This window comes from Paraburkholderia sp. UCT31 (assembly GCF_014397655.1).
Taxonomy (GTDB): Bacteria; Pseudomonadota; Gammaproteobacteria; order Burkholderiales; family Burkholderiaceae; genus Paraburkholderia; species Paraburkholderia tuberum.
The window spans coordinates 60,353-80,889 of sequence record NZ_VZQP01000029.1 but is presented as its reverse complement, the minus strand read 5'-3'; the positions used below and the strand labels follow the sequence as shown (position 1 = coordinate 80,889).

16 protein-coding genes are annotated in these 20,537 nt (G+C 60.1%); 8 read left to right on the top strand and 8 right to left on the bottom strand.

Going from position 1 to position 20,537, the window contains the following annotated elements; translation table 11 throughout:
- The first annotated feature begins 26 nt into the window (after nt 1-26).
- Complete coding sequence (locus tag F6X40_RS23820; protein WP_187629473.1) at nt 27-962, top strand: hypothetical protein; 936 nt, start codon at nt 27-29, stop codon at nt 960-962.
- Nucleotides 963-1,126: 164 nt separating this feature from the next.
- Here the strand turns inward: F6X40_RS23820 and F6X40_RS23815 are convergent, their stop codons facing one another.
- Together F6X40_RS23815 and F6X40_RS23810 are read right to left on the bottom strand one after the other, a co-directional pair.
- Nucleotides 1,127-1,921: a hypothetical protein gene (locus F6X40_RS23815; RefSeq protein WP_222946144.1), complete on the bottom strand. Its 795-nt coding sequence runs from the start codon at nt 1,919-1,921 to the stop codon at nt 1,127-1,129.
- Nucleotides 1,922-2,528: 607 nt separating this feature from the next.
- Nucleotides 2,529-5,216 (bottom strand): glycosyltransferase family 2 protein, encoded by a 2,688-nt coding sequence (locus F6X40_RS23810; RefSeq protein ID WP_187629471.1) that lies wholly within the window; start codon nt 5,214-5,216, stop codon nt 2,529-2,531.
- Nucleotides 5,217-5,952: 736 nt separating this feature from the next.
- Here F6X40_RS23810 and F6X40_RS23805 point away from each other — a divergent pair.
- Both F6X40_RS23805 and F6X40_RS23800 read left to right on the top strand, forming a co-directional pair.
- A complete protein-coding gene (locus F6X40_RS23805) occupies nt 5,953-6,903 on the top strand; it encodes a DNA-binding protein (RefSeq protein WP_187629470.1) in 951 nt (316 codons plus the stop codon).
- 181 nt (nt 6,904-7,084) lie between these two features.
- Nucleotides 7,085-7,429, top strand: a complete 345-nt coding sequence (locus F6X40_RS23800; protein ID WP_187629469.1) for a hypothetical protein — start codon at nt 7,085-7,087, stop codon at nt 7,427-7,429.
- A gap of 42 nt (nt 7,430-7,471) precedes the next feature.
- Here the strand turns inward: F6X40_RS23800 and F6X40_RS23795 are convergent, their stop codons facing one another.
- Entirely contained in the window at nt 7,472-8,104 is a 633-nt protein-coding gene (locus F6X40_RS23795; RefSeq protein WP_187629468.1) for a hypothetical protein, read from the bottom strand.
- Nucleotides 8,105-8,235: 131 nt separating this feature from the next.
- Nucleotides 8,236-9,396, bottom strand: a complete 1,161-nt coding sequence (locus tag F6X40_RS23790) for a DUF2863 family protein (protein ID WP_187629467.1) — start codon at nt 9,394-9,396, stop codon at nt 8,236-8,238.
- A gap of 163 nt (nt 9,397-9,559) precedes the next feature.
- Here F6X40_RS23790 and F6X40_RS23785 point away from each other — a divergent pair, with 163 nt between their 5' ends.
- A complete protein-coding gene (locus tag F6X40_RS23785; protein WP_187629466.1) occupies nt 9,560-11,350 on the top strand; it encodes a phosphoadenosine phosphosulfate reductase family protein in 1,791 nt (596 codons plus the stop codon).
- 107 nt (nt 11,351-11,457) lie between these two features.
- On the opposite strand, the gene F6X40_RS23780 is transcribed toward F6X40_RS23785, so the two are convergent.
- Nucleotides 11,458-11,889: an NUDIX domain-containing protein gene (locus F6X40_RS23780; protein ID WP_187629465.1), complete on the bottom strand. Its 432-nt coding sequence runs from the start codon at nt 11,887-11,889 to the stop codon at nt 11,458-11,460.
- Between the two features lie 156 nt (nt 11,890-12,045).
- On the opposite strand from F6X40_RS23780, the gene F6X40_RS23775 reads away from it, so the two are divergent.
- The 4 genes from F6X40_RS23775 (at nt 12,046) to F6X40_RS23760 (ending at nt 16,519) form a co-directional block, all read left to right on the top strand.
- Complete coding sequence (locus F6X40_RS23775; RefSeq protein WP_187629464.1) at nt 12,046-14,298, top strand: ribonuclease R family protein; 2,253 nt, start codon at nt 12,046-12,048, stop codon at nt 14,296-14,298.
- A gap of 310 nt (nt 14,299-14,608) precedes the next feature.
- Nucleotides 14,609-14,833, top strand: coding sequence for a hypothetical protein (locus tag F6X40_RS23770; RefSeq protein WP_187629463.1), 225 nt, complete (start codon nt 14,609-14,611; stop codon nt 14,831-14,833).
- Between the two features lie 97 nt (nt 14,834-14,930).
- Nucleotides 14,931-15,977: an AI-2E family transporter gene (locus F6X40_RS23765; protein ID WP_316251839.1), complete on the top strand. Its 1,047-nt coding sequence runs from the start codon at nt 14,931-14,933 to the stop codon at nt 15,975-15,977.
- Nucleotides 15,978-16,042: 65 nt separating this feature from the next.
- Nucleotides 16,043-16,519 (top strand): hypothetical protein, encoded by a 477-nt coding sequence (locus F6X40_RS23760; RefSeq protein WP_187629462.1) that lies wholly within the window; start codon nt 16,043-16,045, stop codon nt 16,517-16,519.
- A 118-nt stretch (nt 16,520-16,637) separates the two neighbouring features.
- Here F6X40_RS23760 and F6X40_RS23755 read toward each other — a convergent pair whose 3' ends face one another.
- From F6X40_RS23755 to F6X40_RS23745, 3 genes are all read right to left on the bottom strand, one after another.
- Complete coding sequence (locus F6X40_RS23755) at nt 16,638-17,060, bottom strand: hypothetical protein (protein WP_187629461.1); 423 nt, start codon at nt 17,058-17,060, stop codon at nt 16,638-16,640.
- A gap of 29 nt (nt 17,061-17,089) precedes the next feature.
- The gene (gene ftsW, locus F6X40_RS23750; RefSeq protein ID WP_187629460.1) at nt 17,090-18,313 is read right to left on the bottom strand and encodes a putative lipid II flippase FtsW; all 1,224 of its coding nucleotides are present in this window, start codon (nt 18,311-18,313) and stop codon (nt 17,090-17,092) included.
- Nucleotides 18,314-18,430: 117 nt separating this feature from the next.
- Nucleotides 18,431-20,413 carry a hypothetical protein gene (locus F6X40_RS23745; RefSeq protein ID WP_187629459.1) on the bottom strand — a complete coding sequence of 661 codons (1,983 nt, stop codon included), beginning with the start codon at nt 20,411-20,413 and terminating at the stop codon, nt 18,431-18,433.
- Nucleotides 20,414-20,537 lie beyond the last annotated feature (124 nt).

The following is a 20,537-nucleotide window of genomic DNA, read 5'->3' as shown; positions in this document are numbered from 1 at the left end:
ACCCTCTAACTTGACAAGGACAATGTATGGAACTTACCAAGCTGTTGAACACGCTCGACCAGTTTCCTCTCGTGACGGATGCAACTGACCGCATCAACGAGATTTTGATGGCGATGTACTCGGACGACCTTCCGCTGCGTGAGGAAGACGCTCCACTGGACCTTATCCCTCTTAACGACGTCACACTGCGCCAGGTCTATGACCTGCCGGTTGAGGATGACCATTGGTGCGTAGTTGAAGTCCTGTGCATTCGTGGCCGGCCGCTGGCGGTCTTCGCGAAGCATGGATACGTCGACAGCCAACCCGGGGAAACCTTTGTTCTGGACCGAGAGACAGCTAGGCAAATCGGGTGGCAGTTGATGGCCGCGATTGCGGACCGGAATCTCAGGGCGTTCGACAAGCGCCTGGACGAGGCGACTCCTCCGAAGACGCTCGAAGACCTCGGCGGCAACGAGTACGTCGGTTTTCGTCAGGGCGGTGCGTTCTTCGGCATAAAAGACGTGGCCGGCTGCGGGGACTTGAACCGGCTGACGCTCGCGCCTTACGCTGCCTACGCCAGGTTCGACGACGCACTGGTGCGCGTTAAGTCGATTCGCACCACGGGTCGTCGGCATAGAGGGGAGCACAAGCTCTTTGTGCAGACCGAGCGAGGGGAGCATGAGCTGGACGACGGGCGACTGATTTTCGGGTTGACGCCCGCCGAAGGCGACGTCTCCCAGCTCGAAAAGGAAATGTCACCTGAAGCCGCGTGGATGGTCTGCAGTCAAAAGTCCATCCGCAGCGGGATTCCGAGTGCTGTTGTCTACGTCCGAGACCCCTTCAACTGGGCATCGCGTATGGTTCTCATATCTTTCAGGACCCAGCCGGATTACGACGCATTCGTCGAGCGGTACCCGTACGACAAAGTCTTCCTGGGTAGCTTTGCTGACGCAGAGGTTCCCGCAACCGCCCAGGTTGTCTAGTAATTGATTTCAGCCGGTCCCTGTAACTCAGGGCCGGCTTTTCTTTGTTCGGGCCGGGGTGTTGTAGCGCGCGCCTGGCGTCGCCACCCTTTTTGAACTCGTATGGCGGTAGGGCACTAGCGCCCAGCCGATACTTCCTGTGCGGTCCGCGAACGGCTATGGACTCAGACACGGGACTCAACAAAATATGCGAAAAAATTTGAGGCCGCCCAGCTTTCAATGGGTGGCTCGTACTCGCTTAATGCCTCGCGGGTCCAGTCTTCGGGCGCCGGCTTGACAGGAGGCCGACCATATGCCGTCCGTGGATTCCGAATCCATCTTTCCTGGTAACGCGCCGAAACCGTAGAAAAATGGCCTTCAAGCGAGACCCCCATCGACACGAACGGACTCAATGTTGACACGAGGTCAGCATCCAGTTCCAGTTCGTGCGCCTGGATTAACACGCGCTGCCACTCACGCTCGATGGCTCTGACCAGTGGTGCCGCAGAAAAGGCCGTTTCAGTAGCCACCTCGACCGTTACCCCGAGCTTGGTCTCCACTTCGGCCAACACCTCAGGGTCAGCACATCGTTTCCTGACGGCGTTTCTTTCTGCAACTAGGACGTCAGGAACACCCGACAGCATTTCTTTTAAGCGCTTCGGAGCCGCCCAGGCCCGAGCGAGAAAGCCCTTCAGGCCCAAAAGTTCTCCGGCCAGATAGAGTTCCACGTGAGCCGTGCGGTCGTAAGTGTTGTACAGCAAGGCATATCGCAGCAGTTGCTTGGTGCTGTCGCGCTCCTCCAGCGCTCTTTTTTGGTACTTGGCCTTGCCACTTTTCAAAAGGTAGCAGTGCTTCAAATGCCCGAACACAAGCTTGTGCTCGACTGGCGGAAAATCGATTAAAGCGAGTTCCTTTTTTACCATAGCGAGCACACGCCCAAATTGCCAAACACCATTCGGGGAGAACGATACGCGTAGCATAGCTCGTTATTACGGTCCAGCTGCAGCGCGGCGGGTTTCTTCTCTCTCGGAGTGGACTTCTCCTCGCCAAGCGTTGCGTCGCGTTGGCTTGCCAAAACCGTGATAAGTGTCTCACTCTGAAGTTGCCGCGAGCATTCGGTGCGTCCCGCCGAGGCCGACACAAAACACGGAGTTGGTGCTGCTTTTGGCACTTCGTGCTGGACTACAAAATCGAGATAAATGTCTCACGTTTGACCGCGACTCGCGGCGAGCAGCTCGGCGTCGAGCGAACGGACTTCGTAACTAGGTGGCGGCGCGGGAACGACATGGCCCGGAGCGGTTCGACCCAGGGCGCGCCGTCTCTCATTGCCGATAGGCAATCTTTGACAGCATCAAATGCGCGCCGCTACAGACCAACTGCGAATTCAGGTCACTGCGCTCGCATCAACGCTTTGACGAGCGCAGGATTCCGGCGAGACAAGTCAAGTTGCCGAGCAAGGCTTTCTGGTTCGGAAGCGAATCCCTTGCAAACCTCGGCGACGGTCATGCCGTTCTGTCTCGCATGGTCGGTCATGTTGCCCTCAATCGCGCGTTCCCGAGGCCGGCCTCATCGAGGCGTAGGGACAGTCTACGACCGCGTTATCCCGGGAAGCGTGGGAGACGCACAGGCCGGTTCAGCCGGCCCGTGGAACTTAGGGCTGACGTTTTTATCGACCGCCCCGGCGCGCAGCGCCTTGGGTGCACGGCTTGCGCACCAGGCGACAACCAGCGAGGCGACGTAGGGTGCGGAGAGAATGGTCAAGGCGGCCGCCCAGTTCATAGGCTCGAGCGCATGATGGCTGTATGCGAGAACGGTGGCGAGTGCGCCGAAAAGCAGTGTGCCGGCGCTCAGCGCTTCCTCGCGCACGGCGCCGAAGCAAGACGTGCGGGCGGGCTTGCCCTTCTTGGTGACAACAAACCGCGCGCGGCGCCGGAACAGCCCGGCAAAGATGCCCATCGCGACCGAATGATTGAGGCCCATGCTGATAAGGGCCGCCGCAAAAGTGTCCTTCCACGAGCATTTGACCTTCGCGCGGTACAGCGCAATGCCCATGATGCCTCGCAGTATTGGCACGAGAAACAACATGCAGAGCGCAGCGGGGACAGGCGGCTCAATAAACTTCGGCGCGAACAGCATGCCCGCCGTCCAGAAAAGACAGGCCACCGTGCAGAGCGCTTGAAGTGCCTCCGAAATCCACGGAAGCCAGCCCATCAAGAAATGGTACTGCTGCCCTGGAGTCAGCAGTCCGGGGCGCACGAGGTCCGCGAAGTGGCCCTTGAGAATTTGCATCGCACCGAGCGCCCAGCGCCGCCGCTGACTTTTGAGCGCGGCGAAGGTGGTGGGCGCGAGTCCCTTGCCATACACGATATCCACGTAGCGAGTCTCGCCCCCGGCCTTCATCAAGCGCAGCCCTAACTCCGCATCCTCACAGATGGTCCATTCGGCCCAACCGCCCAGGTCTCGCAAAGCCTTCGCGCGCACCATCGTCATGGTTCCGTGCATGATGATGCCGTTCCGGTCATTGCGGTGATGCATGCCGATACGAAAAAAGCCGTCGAACTCATAGGCGGCGGCGCGCTGCAACCAGTCATTCTCGAAATCACGGTGCGCCTGCGGGGACTGCACCAGCGTCACCGCCGGTTCGTTGAAGTGGCCACTGAGGTCGTGCAACCAGTTCGCGTCAACCTCATAATCAGCGTCCACAACGGCCACAACTGCGGCGTCGGCGTGCGTGTGCTGAAGTGCGAAATTGAGCGCTCCGGCTTTGAAGCCAGGGCAGCTCGGCATATGGAAAAACTTGAAATGCTCTGGGTGTTCGTTCACCCACGTTTCGAGTGGCCGCCACTTTGCCTCTTCCTGCGTGTTGTTGTCGACCACGACGACTTCATAGTTGGTCCAATTCAGTCGCGCAAGACTCTCCAGCGTCAGGATAACCATCTCAGGCGGCTCATTGGCGCACGCGAGGTGAATACTGACGAGCGGTTCCTCCTGGCCCTTCCGGAGCCGACGGATACCAAACCGCCTGCGCCATTTGCGCAGGCCGAGCGCTTCGGTGGCCTCATACAGCTGAACCAGTAGCGCCGCCGTACACAAGCCGGCAATGACCTCAAGAAACGCCTGAACCGGGCGCATATCGTAGGCGGTGTAGTAGTCCGAGAATGAGTGGGAGTACCAGTTCATGAAGCCGCTTGCCGTGAAAATCGCGAAGGTGAACCCATAGCGCGCAAGCAGGCGCATCCGATAGGAGAGTAGGCAGAAGGTGAACGCTGGAAGTAGGGCGAAGGCGAACGTGTGCATCGCCCATCTTGGCCACGCGTTATGTTGGTAGACGGTGGTGGAGGCAGGAACCTTCAGTTCACGGGTTGCAGACCAGATACCCCAGTAGCCTCCGCTGCGCCCTTCTTCGGACAATTTCCACGGCTGGTCGAAGGCCTCGATGACGTAGTAGTCGATGTGGCGGGCTTTGGCGCGAACCGCGAACTCCCTTAGGTACAGTGCTTCGTTCTGGCGACTCGCCACGGCCGCGTCCCGCCGGTCCCCGTGACTCGGCCATCCCGTTTCCGTTACGACAATCGGCTTATGCGGGAAGCGCGCCTGGAGCTGAGCCAATCGGTCGAACGCGTAATTTACCGCGTCCGGGGCAGGAAGTTTTTCCCAGTACGGCAGCAAGTGGACCGCGATAAAGTCGACGTGATTGGCGAGTTCTGGATATTTGAGCCAGACATGCCACGGCTCAGCGGTCGAGACGGGCTTGCTAGTGTGCTGGCGCGTGACGTCAAGGTAGTGAATCAAGTCCGGTTCAGAGATGGTGTTTGTCAGCAACGTCTCGTTGCCCACGATGAGCCGGTCGACATTTTTATGCTTTTCGGCGGAGTCCCACAGCGCCGCTAGTTCGGCATCGCTCTCAAAATTCGCGCCGGTGATGTGGGCGCCGGCCATGACTTTGAGTGAGCGCTCCTCGGCCAACGCGACCACGTCAGGGCCTTCGGTCGACGTGTAGGTGCGAATTCGGTTGGTCACACCCGCGAGCAGCTTCATGTCCTCGCGTACCTCGTCGGCGGTGGGATAAACGTGCGTAAGCGGACTCTCGCCAGCGCGATACCCGCTGTAGGTAACGCCCGAGAAGTGGCCGTCCCAAGCAGCGGGGGTGGCGGGGTTCTCGAGGCAGGCCCACAGTGCGCCGGTGGTGGCGGCGGCGACCGCGACGATGACGAGACTCAGAAAAAATTGCGCGTAGAACGAGCGAGTGCGCAGGGCGCGCAGAATAATTGGCATTGGCGCTTCTAGTTGTTCAACGCGCCTGCAGAAACGAGGTCGGGGGGGTGCCCCTTGCGTTTATCACAGCCGCGCCGAAATTGATTGTGCCGAAGGCAGGGTTGAGAGCGGAATACCCCCGGCAGGCACAAGACGGACCGCCTTTACAAAAGTATCACGGAAAATCATGTAAATGTAAAGGCGCGCATGGTCGTCGGAGGGTCAACATGGTCGGCGATTTGATTGGCTGCGGTTGGTGGGCCAGATGGCGGTCATCGCGTTGGAAGTTTTGACCAGACGACCTATCGCGACTTTTCAGATGCACGCGTCATCCGCAGTGGTCTCTGCCTTCTTGGTCTCCGTGCGCGCGATTTTCTAGTCTGGTCAGAACCGGATTAATCGGATGCACTGTGAACCATGTCAAATCTTGATGATGGAGTCGCGGTAACGCAAACGGAATTGCGGGCGCGCGCGTCGGTTTATTTCCGGAGACACGTTTTTTCAGAGAGGCCCGGATTTTCCGGCGGCGTATTTTTCCCCAAAGACCCGGAATTTTCGAAGACCCGGTTTTTTGGGCACGCAGATTCTAAAAACACCGGCCTGGCCGTTTGGCGGCGTGAGACACGTTTTATCCGACGCCTCCATGACTGAACGCATCATTATTAGACTAATGATGCAAACCGGGCGGCGGAGCGTTGTATATCGCTTGTTATCTGTTGTATTATTTATTTTATACGGTGTTTTTTGAGGTGGGAAAATGACGGCGTCGACGGCAGAAACGGTTGCACAAACGATGGAGGAGGCGCTCGAGCGCGATATCCTTGCGTTGAAGGAGGAACACCGCGATACGCAGCCCCTGTACCGCGCCGTCGCCGCCCTGCTCTTCTTCAAGTATGGCCAGCCCCCGACAGCCAACCATATGTACACGCTCGTCCGGCGCGGCAGCATGTCAGCACCGGCGCAGGCGCTCAAGGCTTTCTGGAGCGAGCTCCGGGACAAGAGTCGCGTGAGGCTTGAGCGCGCCGACCTGCCCGAGCCATTAACCACCCTGCTGGGGAGCTTTGGCGCCCAGATTTGGGAGCTGGCCCTTGCTCAGGCTGACGTCAGCCTCGAGAGCTTCCGCGCGGAGGCGCAATCGGCCGTCGACACCGCAACGGCCGCGCTCGCGGGTGCCGAGCGGGAAATCTCGACGCTGCAGCACGTCATGGAAAACAAGAACCGGACGATGCTCGCCAAGGACGAGCGAATCGAGGCGCTCTCTGCGGAGCTAAGCGGCGAGCGGGCGCGAGCCGCACTGGCAGACCAGCAGTTAGCTGAGGCGCGCGCCGAGCACGAGACGATGCGCCGCGAGGCACAGCAGGCCCGCGAAGAAGCACGAAGCTTGCTCGAGGCGGCGCAGCGGGACCATCAAGCGGCGCTGGAACGGCTCACTGCCAACGAGCGCCGGGCACTACTTGAGGTCGATTCCCAGCGGCAAGCCGCGAGCAAGGCGACAAAAGAATTGGGGACAGTGCGACAGGAGCTGCAACTGGCGCGTGAGCGAGCGGCGCAAGAGGTACAGGAGCTACAGCAACAGAATAGCAGCTTGTCCCGCCAGGTTGGCGCGCTGGAAGGCGCGTTGCGCGAACTTCGTGCACAGACGAAGCGGCCGCTGCAGGAGCCGTCCCGGGCTACCCCCGTTTCGCGCCGATTGAGGGCGGCGCGTTAGCCGAGGCTATGGTCGACACGGACAATTGAGTGTGAATCGCGTGTTCAGCCGCCGTATCCAGTTTGGTTGCCAATGGTGGTAGCGCCGATAGCACGGAGGAGTTTACAAAACATTTGAGTCGGGATTTTGCCGACGCCTAAAAGCCTGCGCTAGACGAAGACACTTTTCCCTGGAGTATCAGTTGTCTTCGGATACGCAAACGAGCCTTGAACCGGGCACGTCCGGCCCCGCACGGCGAATGTCTCGGGCGCGCACGAAATCGCTGGACCAACCGGTTAGGCGCGACCTGTTCCTGTCCGCCGCCCCCTACGTCATGGCCGTCGCCCTCCTGGCGGATATCGTTGCCGTCTTCTACGCGGCAGCGACGGCGACTCCGCCCATCTTCCATGGCGGAAGTCTTTCTGGTGGTAGCGGCGCAGTCAACAGCGCGGATGCTCTGGCTGAATGGCTTTCCTCGGACAACGCGGCGGCAGAGGCCATCAGGCTTCTGCTTTCCGCTGCGTTGGCGCACTCGCACGGCGGGTGAGCTGCAAAGAAAAACCGCAGCCAGGCTGCGGTCGAATGAGGGTTAAGGGTAGTCGTCGCTAACATTGACGACAGTCCATGACGGGAGCCGTGCCGGGAATATCACCGCTCTCGGTGCAGAGTAAGAAAGGGGCGCGAGCTCGTCGTCCCAAAACACTCCATCGACCAGGAGAATGGTCTCTGCGTACGCGACCGCGAGTAAGTGCTCCGCCATCATATCGTCGGGCATGAACCCGACAAATTCGGCAAGCTTTTCGGTCGCTGCAACGATTTCCCGCGTGGCAATCTTCGCTTCATCCTCGCCCAAAGGAAACCCCGCCTCCTTTTTAGCCTCGTCTTCCGAGCGGCAGTACATCACGCGTGAGTCTTCCGCTTCGCTGTCGTAGTACTCGACCGTCCAGACGGTCTTGTGGACCACCCAGCCCTTCTCGACGCCCCATGCCCGGATGAGGAGCCGTTCGTCGTTGGACAGCGCGTGATAATCGAGAAACTGGTTGCCCCGCTTGGAGAGCCGCCATAGTGGCTGTCCTCCTAGGCGTGCAATTTGCCGCCAAGCGTCGGGATACTCTGAAACGGACAGGCCGTGCCCCTCGTGACTCTTGGAAAACTGGCTTCCCTTGGCTCGCGGGTCGAAGCTTCCGATGTGATACAACAACTCGAATGATACCGTTTGCACCTGCCCCTCCTGATGGCCTAAACATTCGAGGTGTAGCAAATGCGGAGTCGACGGGAGTAAAAGTGGCATGAACTCCACCACTATCCTCGCGGCAAGGCCGGAGCTGTTGCGCTTCAACCGGACTGCGTGACTTACTGCAGGCGGCCACCGCCCGGCGGCGCATCGGCTGTAGGTGCCGCGATGAAGGTGCCCTCTCCCTGCTGGAGCTGATAAAGAGTCTGCACCTGCTCGATTCCGACGTCGAGCAGCGCCTGCCTGACGAATGCAACGGTGTCCTGTTCGCTGATGATTCCAATCGCGCGCTGAGTCAGCCCCGCGACCAAGGTTCCGTCGAGCAGCGACAGTAAAGATACCCGGTATTCATCGACTCGGCCGTTTGCTCCAAACGGGGCGATAACCGCGCGTACCGCACGGGGCGACAAACCGCGCTCCTCCAGAGCACCGGTTGCCTGACTGAATAACATCAACGTGTACAGCGCGACTAGTCCCTGCCGAAAGCCTCCGAAAAAACCGAGGGGAAGCACAACTAGCACCTCGGTTGTGGCGAGTCCGAGCATCTGAGCGACATGCGGCTGGGCGGCGCGTGTCCATTGATGGCCGCGTTCGATGAATGCGTCATGCGCGCCGTCTGTCGCCTCGGTCGGCTGGGAGAGGCTAAGCGCCGAGGCCTCGTCGCCGCTCACGACCGTCCCGAGGATGAAGCGGAGTTCGCACACCATCTGGCCCGGCGAGGCATCCCGCTCGAGCGGCCAGCCTGTCTGGGCGAGCGCGTCTGCTGGCACTTCGCACCCTTCAACTACCGCTGCGTGAACGGCGTCATTCAGGTCGCTCACGGTGCAGAAGCCCAGCTTGGAAAGCTCGTCGGGGTGGTACAGATAGGGACTCACGACCATCGAGGCGTCGTCGGGGAGCAGTCCCTGTGTCCGAAAGCTCTCCAGAAATGATTGGAAGGCAGGTCCTTTCAAGTAATCCCGAGGGGCCGACGGCAGACCCTGCGAAAGCGCCACCACCGGGACGACGAAAAGCGACTGGAGTGTGGTCGAGCCGTCTTCCTCAAGAATGGTGGTGTGCTCCGCAACCCACTCCACGCGTTCGTTCAGGTTGCAGAACGTGTCCTCGTCCTCGGCCAACGCCAATGCTTCCCGAATCTCGTCCTCGCGCTCTTCGTAGAGCAAGCGGTCGACGAGCTCGTTGAGCTGCGCGTGAATGGCGTCTTCCTGCGCCGGCTCACTGCATTGCCGAAGGGATTGCGTCAATGAAACGAGCTGGTAAGCAACGGGACTGGTGGTCATGGGCGCGCGGGATGGGTTGTCTGCATGGTGAAGCGATTCGCTTTATTCCGCATGGCCGCCCCGCCCTCCGGTTCATTCATTTTCCCATCTTCCTGTCCTGTTGCGGGCGCATCACGTTGAAAACTTCGTCGCTACACAGAGTTAGGACAACAACCGGGTGTTTATGATGATGCAACTCGATATTTTTGAAACGCCCGTTCAGGCTGAAGTGAAGCCTGTTCGGATGCAGATGCAGGAAGAGACTCTCGACGAAAAAATCGGGCGCGCGGTAAAGGCAATCCGAACATTGTTCCAGCAAAGTCTCGCTGTCTCAATTTCGTTTTCAGGCGGAAAAGACTCGAGTGCGTTGATGCACTTGACCATGGAGGCCGCTATAGCTTCACAGGCGGCCGGCGAAGCGCCCCACGTCGTCGTCTTCTCGTCGGATACGGGTGTTGAGAACCCTGAGGTGGCCCTGCTGCTTCGGCGGGAACACGACAAGATTCGCTCCCACCTGACGCTGTATGGCATTCAGCACGAGGTACTGTTGACTCAGCCCTCGCTGGCGGCATCCTGGCCGGTACGGGTTTTGTCGGGCAGCAAGTTGCCTTCGTTTCCGGGCAACTCTCACGACTGTGCAGTCGACTTCAAGGTCAAGCCGATTCGCTCTGCGCGCAATGCCGTGTTCAACGCGCTGGGCAAGGAGCGGACGGTCACGCTGATAGGTACCCGCTTCGAAGAGTCGGCCGAGCGTTCACGCAACATGACACAGCGCGGAGAGCTCGCTCACACGCCGTATCTGAACGATGAAGGCGAAAAGGTGCTGAGCCCGATTGCTTTCTGGACGACAGACGACGTGTGGGAGCTAATTGGGCTGGTCCGGGCGGGTGTCGTGTCGTCGTATTCTGACTTCGAGGAAACCTTCAAACTGTATGCTGACGCAGGCGGCACCAGTTGCGCCGTTGTATCGGATGCGATTACGGAAGGCATCAAGAAGGCGCGCGGTGGTTGCGGCGCCCGTTTTGGCTGCTACGTCTGCGTCGCTGTGGGCAATGACACGTCGCTGGACACGATGATTGAGACGGACGAACGGTATTCGTACATGTCCGGCCTGAATCGACTTCGCAATGTAATCGCAAAGACCCGTTGGGATTATTCGAAGCGGTACTGGGTCCAGCGTAGCATCGACGAGCAAGGCAACATGAAGATTCAGCCGGACTGCTATTCGCCCGCCTTCTTGCTCGAGCTTTTCCGCTACAGCGCGTCTCTCGACTATGCCGAGCGCCGTGCGGCGGCGCGCCTGGGAATTGCGCCGCGTTTTCAGCTGTTAAGCGCGGAGACAGTTGTGGTCATTGATGCCCTCTGGAGTTTGAACGGCTATCACGCGCCGCACACGGCATTGCTCGAGTGGCTGGATATCTCGAAGGGTCGCGCGTTTTACGAGGTGCCGGACATCGCGAAGGAAGAATCGGCGGAGCGCAAGCCCCTGCCGAAGGCAATCGCTTACCCCGTGGGCAAAACGTGGGATGGAGAGGTGCCGGCGATGTTCACTGGCATGCGCGACGCCTTGTCGACGTTTGCCGATTGTCGCGAGACCCGTGAAACTAACGACGGCCGCACTGTGCTTGAGCTGGAAACCAGCAAGCGCATGGAGGTGGACGTCGAAAGCCTATGTATGGCGCTCGACTTCGAGTGGGACGGCATTCTCAAGCGTCATAACGAGAAGCCGACGGACTGGACGGCCGGCTATAGATTCTGGACGACCTACGGCACGTTGGTACTCTCAGCAAGCCAGACGACCGAACACGACGACATGCTCAGGCGGACCGATTGGCGCGCCAAGAACGGTTTTTTGGGCGAGGCGGGCAATATTCGGGCACAGGCACTCTGGATGGCAGCCGCGAAGGGTCCGGACGATTCCGCTGGACAGCGCCTGGCACAGCAACTCGTGCTCGACGCAGAAGTCGTTGGTTGATGCACGATTTAATTTGATTTTGAGCCCACTGGAATCTCCAGTGGGTTTTTCTTTTGCAGCCAAGGGACCATGAAAAAACCGCCAGCGAGGGCTGGCGGTTTCAACAATCAAGTTGCATAAGACGTCAGGAGACGCATATCGAGATGCGCAAGTACGTCGTGAATCTCCGGAAGGAGCGGATATTCGTCAAGCTCTGCTCTCGCAATCGCACAGACGTGTTCACCTGCGGCCGTGCGCACCGCCTCGTACTTCTCACTAATGCAGAAATAGTAAGCCAGCCGCATTTCGGAAGTCGTCTTCCCCCCAAAATGTATCCAGTCTGACTCGGCCGTCAGGATACCCGCCTCGTCCTGGAACTTGCGGACCATCGCGCGAACGTTCGACTCGCCCGGCTCAACCGCGCCGCCAAGTCCGTTCAGCCAGCCCTTGAGTTCGTCGGGGTGGTCCTTCAGTATCAGCACAACCTGCTTGAGGTCGGGCGAGAGCATGAAGCCTACGACAAAGTCTCCCTTTAGTTTGTTGCCTGTGATGGGTTGCATGATAGTTCTCTGTAAAGGTTCCTGGCTCGTATAGCTCGTGCGAGGAGTGGTGTAAAGGTTGATGTGAGGGCCAACGCCCCCGCCTGCAATGGCTGCGAGCCAGAAAACCCCGCATTTCGTTTGTGTTTGTAAAGGATGGCCATTACAATAAACATTATGCAAACGACACAGAACACTATCCGGGAAGCCTTGCTGGCGTTCCTGACGAAAGCGGCCGCGCCTGTCGGCTTTTATGACCTCCGCAAGGCGTTGCGCACCAATGATTCCGCACTGGAAGCAGCGATTGTTGTCGCGTCGGCCAGCGGCGAAGTGCGCCGTACTCTTACGGGCAAGATTGTCCGCCCCGGCTCGGTAACTCCGCTGGTCGGTAAGGTCTCGGCGAACCCGCGCGGATTTGGATTTGTGACGCCGGAGCAAGGCGCTGAACAATTCATCCCGCCCTCACAGATGTCCACCCTGATTGCGGGCGACGAAGTTGCCTACGTCATCCAGAAGTCTGACCGCAACCTTGGCAAAGAGAACGCGGACGTGCTTTGGGTCGAGCACCGGCCGGAAAGCTACTGGCTCGGGACTGTCAACCGGGTCGGCGAGCGCTGGGAGTTCACCCCCGACGAAGCCTTGCAACCGAAGGTGCTCCTGCCACAGGCCTGCCCTTTTGTAGATGGCGAATGCGTGCAGATTGGCATTCCCGAGAACACCGCCCCAGCCGCGCAAATTTCGCCCGAGTTCGTCCAGTCGCTCGGCAAGCGCGACCGCTTCGGCTTTGACACCGACTATTCCATCGCCAAGTGGCGCATTCCGACCGAGTTCAGTCGCGGCACGCTCACCGAGGCTTTCCTCCTGCCGGCGACGATTGACGCCGAGTTTGCCAATCGCGAGGAATACCTCGCCCGGTGGAGCGAGGAAGCTGAGCGCAGGCGTCAGCCAAAAGCCACCCAGGTTCTGTCGTTCAAGGGCACGGTGTCCGGCGCGGACCCCTCTGAGGACACCACGGTCGTAGGAGAGCGGCTGCGCAATACAGCGCGCGCAGAAGCCGGGAAACATCGCATGGACATGACCGAAGTTCCCTTCGTCACTATCGATGGCCCGACAACGAAGGATTTTGACGATGCGGTGCACGCGGAGCGCGCGAGCGGGGGCGGATTTGTGCTGCGGGTTGCCATCGCAGACGTTGCGCACTATGTGACTCCGGATTCGGCACTGGACCGTGAAGCGCAGCTGCGCGGCAACTCGGTCTACTTTCCTGAGCTCACGATTCCGATGCTGCCGGAAGTCGTGTCCAACGGCTTGTGCTCGCTGAATCCCGGTGAGCGCCGCTACGCGCTGGTCTGCACGATGAATGTTAGCCGAGACGGTGACATCGAGGCGGCAGTGTTCGAGGAAGCGGTTATGGTCTCACATGCGCGCATGACCTATCAGCAGGCGACTAACCTGTTGAACGGGGACACCGCCCGCGTGTCCGGCGCGCTGGCAGGCGGCGGTCTTGAGCAGTTGCGCGTCCTGCACGAGCTGTTCACGGTGCTGCAAGCGCGTAGCGAAGAACGCGGCGTGCTGGAAATGGAAAGCCGGGAACCGAAGCTCGTCCACGAGGACGGCGATGTCGACGTTGAATGGGAGTCGACGACGCTCGCTCACCACATCATCGAGGAATGCATGCTGGCGGCGAACCGTTCGGCGGCGCGCTTCCTGCAAGAGCGTTCGAAGACGCCGATTTACCGCTATCACGCTGCGCCGGAAGGCGATAAGTGGGCCGCGACCCGCGCGCTCCTGTCAGCGCATGGCATCGCGATTGGCGAATCGGCGACGCTTAAGGAGTTCCAGCAGGTGCTCACCGCCGCCGCCGGCCGCGAGGACTTCCCGGTCATCGAGCAGGCGCTGCGTAGCGCGATGAGTTCCGCCGTCTATGACACTGTACGCGCGAGCCATTTCAGCTTGGGTATGGACGCTTACACCCACTTCACGAGTCCGATTCGTCGCTATCCGGACCTGTTGGTGCACCGTGCCATCAAGGCGGTGCTCGCGGGCAAGGACGCGCCGGCATTCGACCACGAGACACTGGCCGCGCATTGCAGCGCGACAAACAAGCGCGCCACTTCTGCGACGCGTCTTGTGTGGACGAAGATTCTGAAGCACTGGATGGCGGCGAAGCATATGCACGAAGTCCTGCGCGCGAAGGTGATTCGCGGCAACAAGCGGGGCATGAAGGTGGTGTTCCTCGATTGGGATACCGCCGCGTGGCTCGACAGCTCGTCGCTTTCTGAACACGGCTGGACGTGGGACGAGACGACGGAGCTGTGGACGAAGAACAGCGCACTGGAGCCGGGCGCACATCTAACGGTCAAGCTGGTCGCCGCAGACGAACGCGATTTGCGCGTCGAACTGCACAGCCAAGAGGTCGTCGTCGCTTAGCGGCCAACCTCGCACTGCGCGGGCCGCGAGGCTCGCGCAGGGTTAGCTCGGGCACGAACCGTGAGTATTGGGCGCATAGGCGTACAGTCTTCCGGACTCGGACCTTCGCTGATGAAACCAGAGAGCGTGGAATTACCCAGACGCAACGTGTCGATTCGGATGGTCAACGTTGACACGATTCCCCGCATCGGAGAAAGGGCCGGCACATCCTGATTTAGCGCTCGACCGCGCGGGTGCTTTCCTTTTCCGGGGTCGGTGCTGTTGTCTCTGCGCTATACCAACCAGGACAACTACTTTTTGAAGGACTGCCATGCTATTCATTCTCGGCCTGATTATCGCTGCTTGCTGTGTAGCTGTGCATTTTCTGCACGGCCTTGCACTCGCTCTCGCTATCACCGGCCTTCTGATGATGGGGTTTGTGCTCTTCGCCACCCTGCTTTTCACGAGCAAGCTTTTCGTTGCAGTCAAAGTTGGAGGCAAGCTCTACCGGGCTTACAAGACTTACTCGACGCACCAACAGGCGCGTCAATACTGATTCGCAGTCTGATTCCCGACCCGCATAGCCTTCGGCTTGCGGGTTTTCTTCTGGGGCGGTTGCGAACTTCCTTATCTTCCACTCAGTATCCGAAAACGTGAAAAAAACCGCTGTTGCCAGTTACATCCTTGTCGTCGCACTCATCATCGCAGCGCTGCTGCTCAAGCTCCTGTCCGCCCTCATCGCGGGATTTCTCGTCTATACGCTGACCGCGCGACTTAGCCATTACCTGGCGCGCAAGACCGGTTCGCCGTACTCGCGTCCCCTTGCGCTCGCTATCGTTCTTGTATCCGCGTTGGCCGGTGTTGCGGGCGTCGTGATGCTGATGAACGGCCTCGTCAAGAGCCACGAAGGGCTGCCGTGGTTGTCGGACAAACTTGCCGAGGCGCTGGACTCTCTCAGGCTGACTCTGCCCGACCCCTTGCAATCCTATTTACCTTCGAACGTTGATTCGCTCCGGGTGCTCGCCATTGGCGTCATGAAAGCCCACAGTGAGACGATTTCGGCGGCCGGCATCAACACGTTGATGCTAAGCGCGCATGTGCTGCTTGGCATCGTCTGCGGCGCGATGGTCGCGTGCAAGACATTCGAGGACCCCAGTGCCTATCGACCGCTCTCCGGCGAAATGCTGCGGCGATTGCGAGCGTTGCGGGAGTCCTTTGAAAAAGTTGTCTTCGCGCAGGTGCGCATTTCTGCACTGAATACCGCTTTCACCGCTCTGTACCTGAACGTCGCACTACCGCTCTTCGGGATTCATCTGCCACTCACCAAGACGCTGGTCGTGGTCACGTTCCTCGTCGGCTTGCTGCCGGTGGTAGGCAATCTGATTTCGAACAGCGTTATTGTGCTCCTAAGCGTCGGCACTTCGATTCACGCAGCAGTCGCATCACTGTGCTTCCTGGTTTTGATTCACAAGCTCGAGTATTTTTTGAACGCGCGCATTATCGGCCACCAGGTTCATGCCGCAGCCTGGGAGCTGATTCTGGCCATGTTGGCGATGGAAGCGCTATTTGGCGTTCCGGGCCTCATCGCGGCGCCGGTGCTCTACGCGTACATGAAAAGTGAGCTTGAGTTCGGTGGCCTAATCGGCCTGCGCGCGCAGGGGGCCGTTGAACGGACGCAAGCAGTCACAGCGGACATCTGAAAGCGCGAGATGGCTACACGAAGTGCGTTGAGCAGTTTTCGAGGACACACTTCAAGGAGCTTCAGATGCGTAATACCCAGGAGCAGAATTTCCTGCTGGACGAGATGGCAGAGGACGCAAAACTCAGCCACGTCGTCGACAGCGTCGTCATCAATGGCACGTACTACATCCTCGGCTTCAAGGGAGCGCGGTGGGCCTTTGTGTATGGGGCTGAAGACGGAGACTGGGGTTGCTGCTTTCAGTCTTTCGGGGAAGTGGGTGAACCCTACCAGCCATGGTTCGAGGACGCGGTCCTGCGTCACCGACGTGCTGCGCTCCCCGAGGCCTACGACCACGGAGATGTGCCCATCCGGTTCGCGTTCGTCGAGGAGCACAAGGGATGTCCACAGGAGCGAGTGGGCGACGTGCCTGCCTCGGTAGTCCACGCGCTCGGATATCGCCGCGCTTTTGAAGGCTGGATGAAAATTCCGGCCAATAGCATCGACCGGTGGGATGAGGCCGCAATGCCAGCCGACGTGAGCGCAATCCTGCCGGGTATCTGACGAGAAAACGCGTCATTAATTTGCCAGCCCCCTCGGAGTTTCTCCGTTGGGGCTTTTTTATTCTGGCGCGCGTCGCGATGCGCCGGCAGCCGCGCCTTTTCGAAGGCCGGGCGCGCCGTCAGCTTTGTTTCAGAGCTGCGCGGCGGATTGCTGAAGCGAACAACCGAAATGCCTTGTACCGGCTCGCAGTCCATTGAACGCGGCTATCCCTGCTCACATACATCCGTGCACTCGTGAAATCCAACCGGATGATGGCGCCATTAACCTCCGCGCAGATATGGTCGACAGGAATTCGGACGTCGTCAACCAGGATGAAGGACTGGTATGTCGGGTCATAGTCATCGCTCCGACGAGACGACAATTCCAGCTTGGCTCTCCAGTACCGTGCGAGTTCCTGAAACGCCGCAGAATCCTTCAACGGATTCAGCCCCGTCAAAATGGCGCGGTCGCCGATAGAAAAGGCGCCGCAGCTCACCTCGTACCTCTGCTTGAAGATATGGGTCGAGAAAATCCGGTAGTGCCCAGTTTTTTCAATCTTCATTCCGGCCTCTCCGGTTTTCCGAATCGTGGTTAGCTGACGGTATCGAGTAGGTCTTTCACCCGTGCGTCGCCGAACTGCGATTCTTTCTTTGGCTCCATGAGTTGTCGGTTCTCGTACTCGATGCGCAGCAGCACGGCGAGCGCCGCATAGCCCATAATCAGGCTCGAGCCGCCGTAGCTGACCAGCGGCAGGGTCAAGCCCTTGGTTGGCAGCAAGCCGATGTTCACGCCGATGTTGATGAACGCCTGAACCCCGAGCCACACCGCGATGCCTTGCGCGACCAGCGCCTCGAAGTAGCGCTCAAGCTTGGCGGCGCGCAGGCCAATCCCGAACGCCTTCCAGACGATGACGGCGAACAGCGAGAGAACAGATGCGACTCCGACCAGCCCGAGTTCCTCGCCGACCACCGCGAGAATGAAGTCGGTGTGCGCTTCCGGCAGATAGGAAAGCTTCTCCACGCTGCCGCCAAGACCAACGCCCAGCACTTCCCCGCGCCCGAATGCGATGAGCGAGTGCGAGAGCTGGTAACCCTTGCCGAGCGGGTCTGCCCACGGGTTCAGGAAGCCCAACGCGCGCGCCATCCGGTACGGCGAGAGCTTGATGAGCGCGAAGAACCCGACGCCGAGCACTCCCGCGAGCGATGTGAACCAGATGGGCGGCATGCCACCAAGAAACAGAAGGCCGAACGTGATGGCACACACGACAACGGTAGAGCCGAAGTCCGGTTCAAGGAGCAGCAGACCGCCGGCCAACCCGATTGCAGCCGCCAGCGGCAGCAATCCCTTCGTGAAAGAACCCATTAGATGGAACCGACGCGAAATGAAGTCGGCCGCAAAGATGACCGCGAAAAGCTTCATCGTTTCGGAAGGCTGCAGATTCGTGAAGCCCAGTGAAATCCAGCGACGGCTACCGTTGACCACCTTGCCCACATGAGGCACGAGTACGATTGCGAGCAGGACCAGCCCGAAGGCGAACAGCCACGGTGCGAACCGCTGCCACAAGCGCATCGGCACCTTGAAGACAGCGAATCCCACCACTCCGCCCAGGAGAAGGTTGATGCCGTGGCGAATCACAAAATACAGCGGCTGGTGGTTGGTCGACTTCGATGCCGCCGCGTAGGGGATGGACGCGGAGTACACCATGACGAACCCAAAGGCTGCCAGGCACAGCGCGGCGTACAGGAGGGAGTAGTCGATGAGGGTGTTGCGGGCGCGCGGCCGGGTGCGCAACAGGCGTTTTACGTAGGGGGTCATGTAAGCTCGGTGAAGCGACAAGGGCCCCACATGTAGGCAATGTGTTTAGCCTTGGATTTCCTGCGGTTTTCGACCCTTGGGCGAACTGGCTGTGGACCAGTTCGCCCTGTTGCCCGATTAGAAACCACGCGGCGTCATCAGGTCGGCGGCGCGCAGGTGCCCCCGGGATTCGAGCGGGACCTTGACCCACGCGAAGACGGTCATGTCGTGGTACCCGGGCGACGCCCGGAAGCCTGCCCCCGCGCCGACAATCAGGTTGGGCGAAACCAGTGCGGCCACCGTCGTCGTATCCTCGCCGAACGCGCCCGAGGTGTAGCCGGTGTACAGCTGACGCGCGGCATATCCGACGCGGCCGCCCGTCTTGAAGAGGAAGCGCCCACCCTCCTCCGACTGCGCGTTGAACACGAGGCCGGCCTCGCGATTCGACTTGGGACTCCAATACCCCGCGAAGGCGCCATCGTACCGGTTGGCGTCGTAGCGGTAGTTGCTAAGGCGCACTTCCGGACCGGCGTTCAGCCAGCTCCAACCCTTCACGCTGAAGTCGCGCGTCAAGGCGAGGCTCGCCGAGTAGAACGGGTTGACATCCGTCCCGTGCGCGGTCACCGCACCGCCGGCAACCGTCTCGCCGACATAGAACTGGGTGTGCCCAATTGGCTCGCGCGCCGCCAGTTCAAGCGAAGACGATACGGCTGGCCCCGTGCCTGCCGACGCGCCCAGCCCGCCTTCATACGAACGAAGCGAATCGTAGATTGCGTCACGACTGGCCGTCACGCGAATGTACTGGTCTTCGTTTTCCGAAACCCGCTGGTATTGGAGCTTGCCGAGCACCTGCGTGGTGCCCTCGCCCGGCGTCTCGAGCGCGACGCCAGCTACAACAACCCCTTCCCCGATTTCCTTCCGCACGGCGCCGCCCAACTGCTTGCCCCACGCGTGACGTACGCCATCGTTGAGTCGAACGGCCTGCGCATCGACGCGCACTGACAGCTCAGGGTCATGGGCCGGGGTAAGCGCTGCTGAAAGCTGTGGCAGCGTCCAAACGCTCAGCTTGTCTTGGCCTTCCGTGCCCGACTTGTTATCGAAGCTGAAGAACGTCTGGACCGCCGCTTCATGCCCTTCGGGAGGGTGGTTCTCTAGCTGCGCCGCCCGGTCGTAGAGGCCCATGCGCTCATAGTGCTCAGCAAGGACCTGGCTTGCAAGAGACGATGAATGAGCTTCCTTCCTGACGAGCAAGCGCAGCATGCTGTAGTCGTGGTTCGCGGCCGCTGCGTACACGAGACCCTGCTGATATTCCTCGGCCTCGGGCGCGTCTTTGTGCAGCTTCGCAAAAATCGCTTCGGCTTCTGCGGGCCGGCCCTTTTTTAGCAACGCCCAACCTCGAAATGCGACGGTCGCCGGCTCCGCCGCGCCGCCCGTCTCGTCGACGAGCTTCAGCGCGGCTTCGAGGAGCGCGGGGTCGTCCGACATTTTCGCACGCGCGAGAACAATGGCGGCATGCAAGCGCTTTCCGTCCGGAGTGGCGAAGTCGCGTGACTCCGCTTCTGCCTCCTGGAGGCGCTCCTGATGCATGAGTGACAGCGCGAGGCCCATGCGCGCCGCCGCTGGGTCCTTTGCTCCTGAAATGGCCTGCCGGAACAGCGATTCCGCGACCTTGTCATTGTGAGCGCGGTCTTCGAGCCAACCCGACACCTCAATGGCGGACGCGTCGAGGGTAGCCGACGAATCCGCGCGCAGCGCGCGCGAGTAAGTCAGGGCGCTCGCGTAATGACCCGCCGTGTTTTCCTTGTACATGCGCTGGAGCTGCAAGGCTGTGCGAATCTTGTGCAACGCCGGCTTGTCAAAGACTGGCTCAGCCAGCAAGCGGTCAGTCTCTTCCGCTGGCAGCGCGTTGGCCGCTTTCCATGCGGTCCCCTCGAGCTCATTGCGAGCGGAACACGACTGAAGCAGGTTCACATACAGCGCATACGCCTGGTCGGCATGACCGCTCGAGGCTAACGCCTGGGCGTGATTCCATTTCGCCGGGAGGTCGCCGCACCCTTGCGAGGCCTGATGCGATGCGATGCCGGCGCGGCGCTTCGCATCCTTCAGCTTTGCTGCGCTCATCTCCCGTGCAGCGGGTGCTGCGCCCGGCTTAACAAGCTTGACTGCGGTTTGCGCGGCCGCCGCGCTGCCCCAACCGTCCACTCCTGAGACAGCCGGTTCGGAGGGATGTTCGGCGGTGGTCGGA

Excerpts from the sequence above, each read along its gene's own strand:
- F6X40_RS23820 (WP_187629473.1), top strand. The coding sequence starts at position 27 with ATGGAACTTACCAAGCTGTTGAACACGCTCGACCAGTTTCCTCTCGTG.
- F6X40_RS23815 (WP_222946144.1), bottom strand. The coding sequence starts at position 1,921 with ATGCTACGCGTATCGTTCTCCCCGAATGGTGTTTGGCAATTTGGGCGT.
- F6X40_RS23810 (WP_187629471.1), bottom strand. The coding sequence starts at position 5,216 with ATGCCAATTATTCTGCGCGCCCTGCGCACTCGCTCGTTCTACGCGCAA.
- F6X40_RS23805 (WP_187629470.1), top strand. The coding sequence starts at position 5,953 with ATGACGGCGTCGACGGCAGAAACGGTTGCACAAACGATGGAGGAGGCG.
- F6X40_RS23790 (WP_187629467.1), bottom strand. The coding sequence starts at position 9,396 with ATGACCACCAGTCCCGTTGCTTACCAGCTCGTTTCATTGACGCAATCC.
- F6X40_RS23785 (WP_187629466.1), top strand. The coding sequence starts at position 9,560 with ATGATGATGCAACTCGATATTTTTGAAACGCCCGTTCAGGCTGAAGTG.
- F6X40_RS23780 (WP_187629465.1), bottom strand. The coding sequence starts at position 11,889 with ATGCAACCCATCACAGGCAACAAACTAAAGGGAGACTTTGTCGTAGGC.
- F6X40_RS23775 (WP_187629464.1), top strand. The coding sequence starts at position 12,046 with ATGCAAACGACACAGAACACTATCCGGGAAGCCTTGCTGGCGTTCCTG.
- F6X40_RS23770 (WP_187629463.1), top strand. The coding sequence starts at position 14,609 with ATGCTATTCATTCTCGGCCTGATTATCGCTGCTTGCTGTGTAGCTGTG.
- F6X40_RS23760 (WP_187629462.1), top strand. The coding sequence starts at position 16,043 with ATGCGTAATACCCAGGAGCAGAATTTCCTGCTGGACGAGATGGCAGAG.
- F6X40_RS23755 (WP_187629461.1), bottom strand. The coding sequence starts at position 17,060 with ATGAAGATTGAAAAAACTGGGCACTACCGGATTTTCTCGACCCATATC.
- ftsW (WP_187629460.1), bottom strand. The coding sequence starts at position 18,313 with ATGACCCCCTACGTAAAACGCCTGTTGCGCACCCGGCCGCGCGCCCGC.
- F6X40_RS23745 (WP_187629459.1), bottom strand. The coding sequence starts at position 20,413 with ATGAGCGCAGCAAAGCTGAAGGATGCGAAGCGCCGCGCCGGCATCGCA.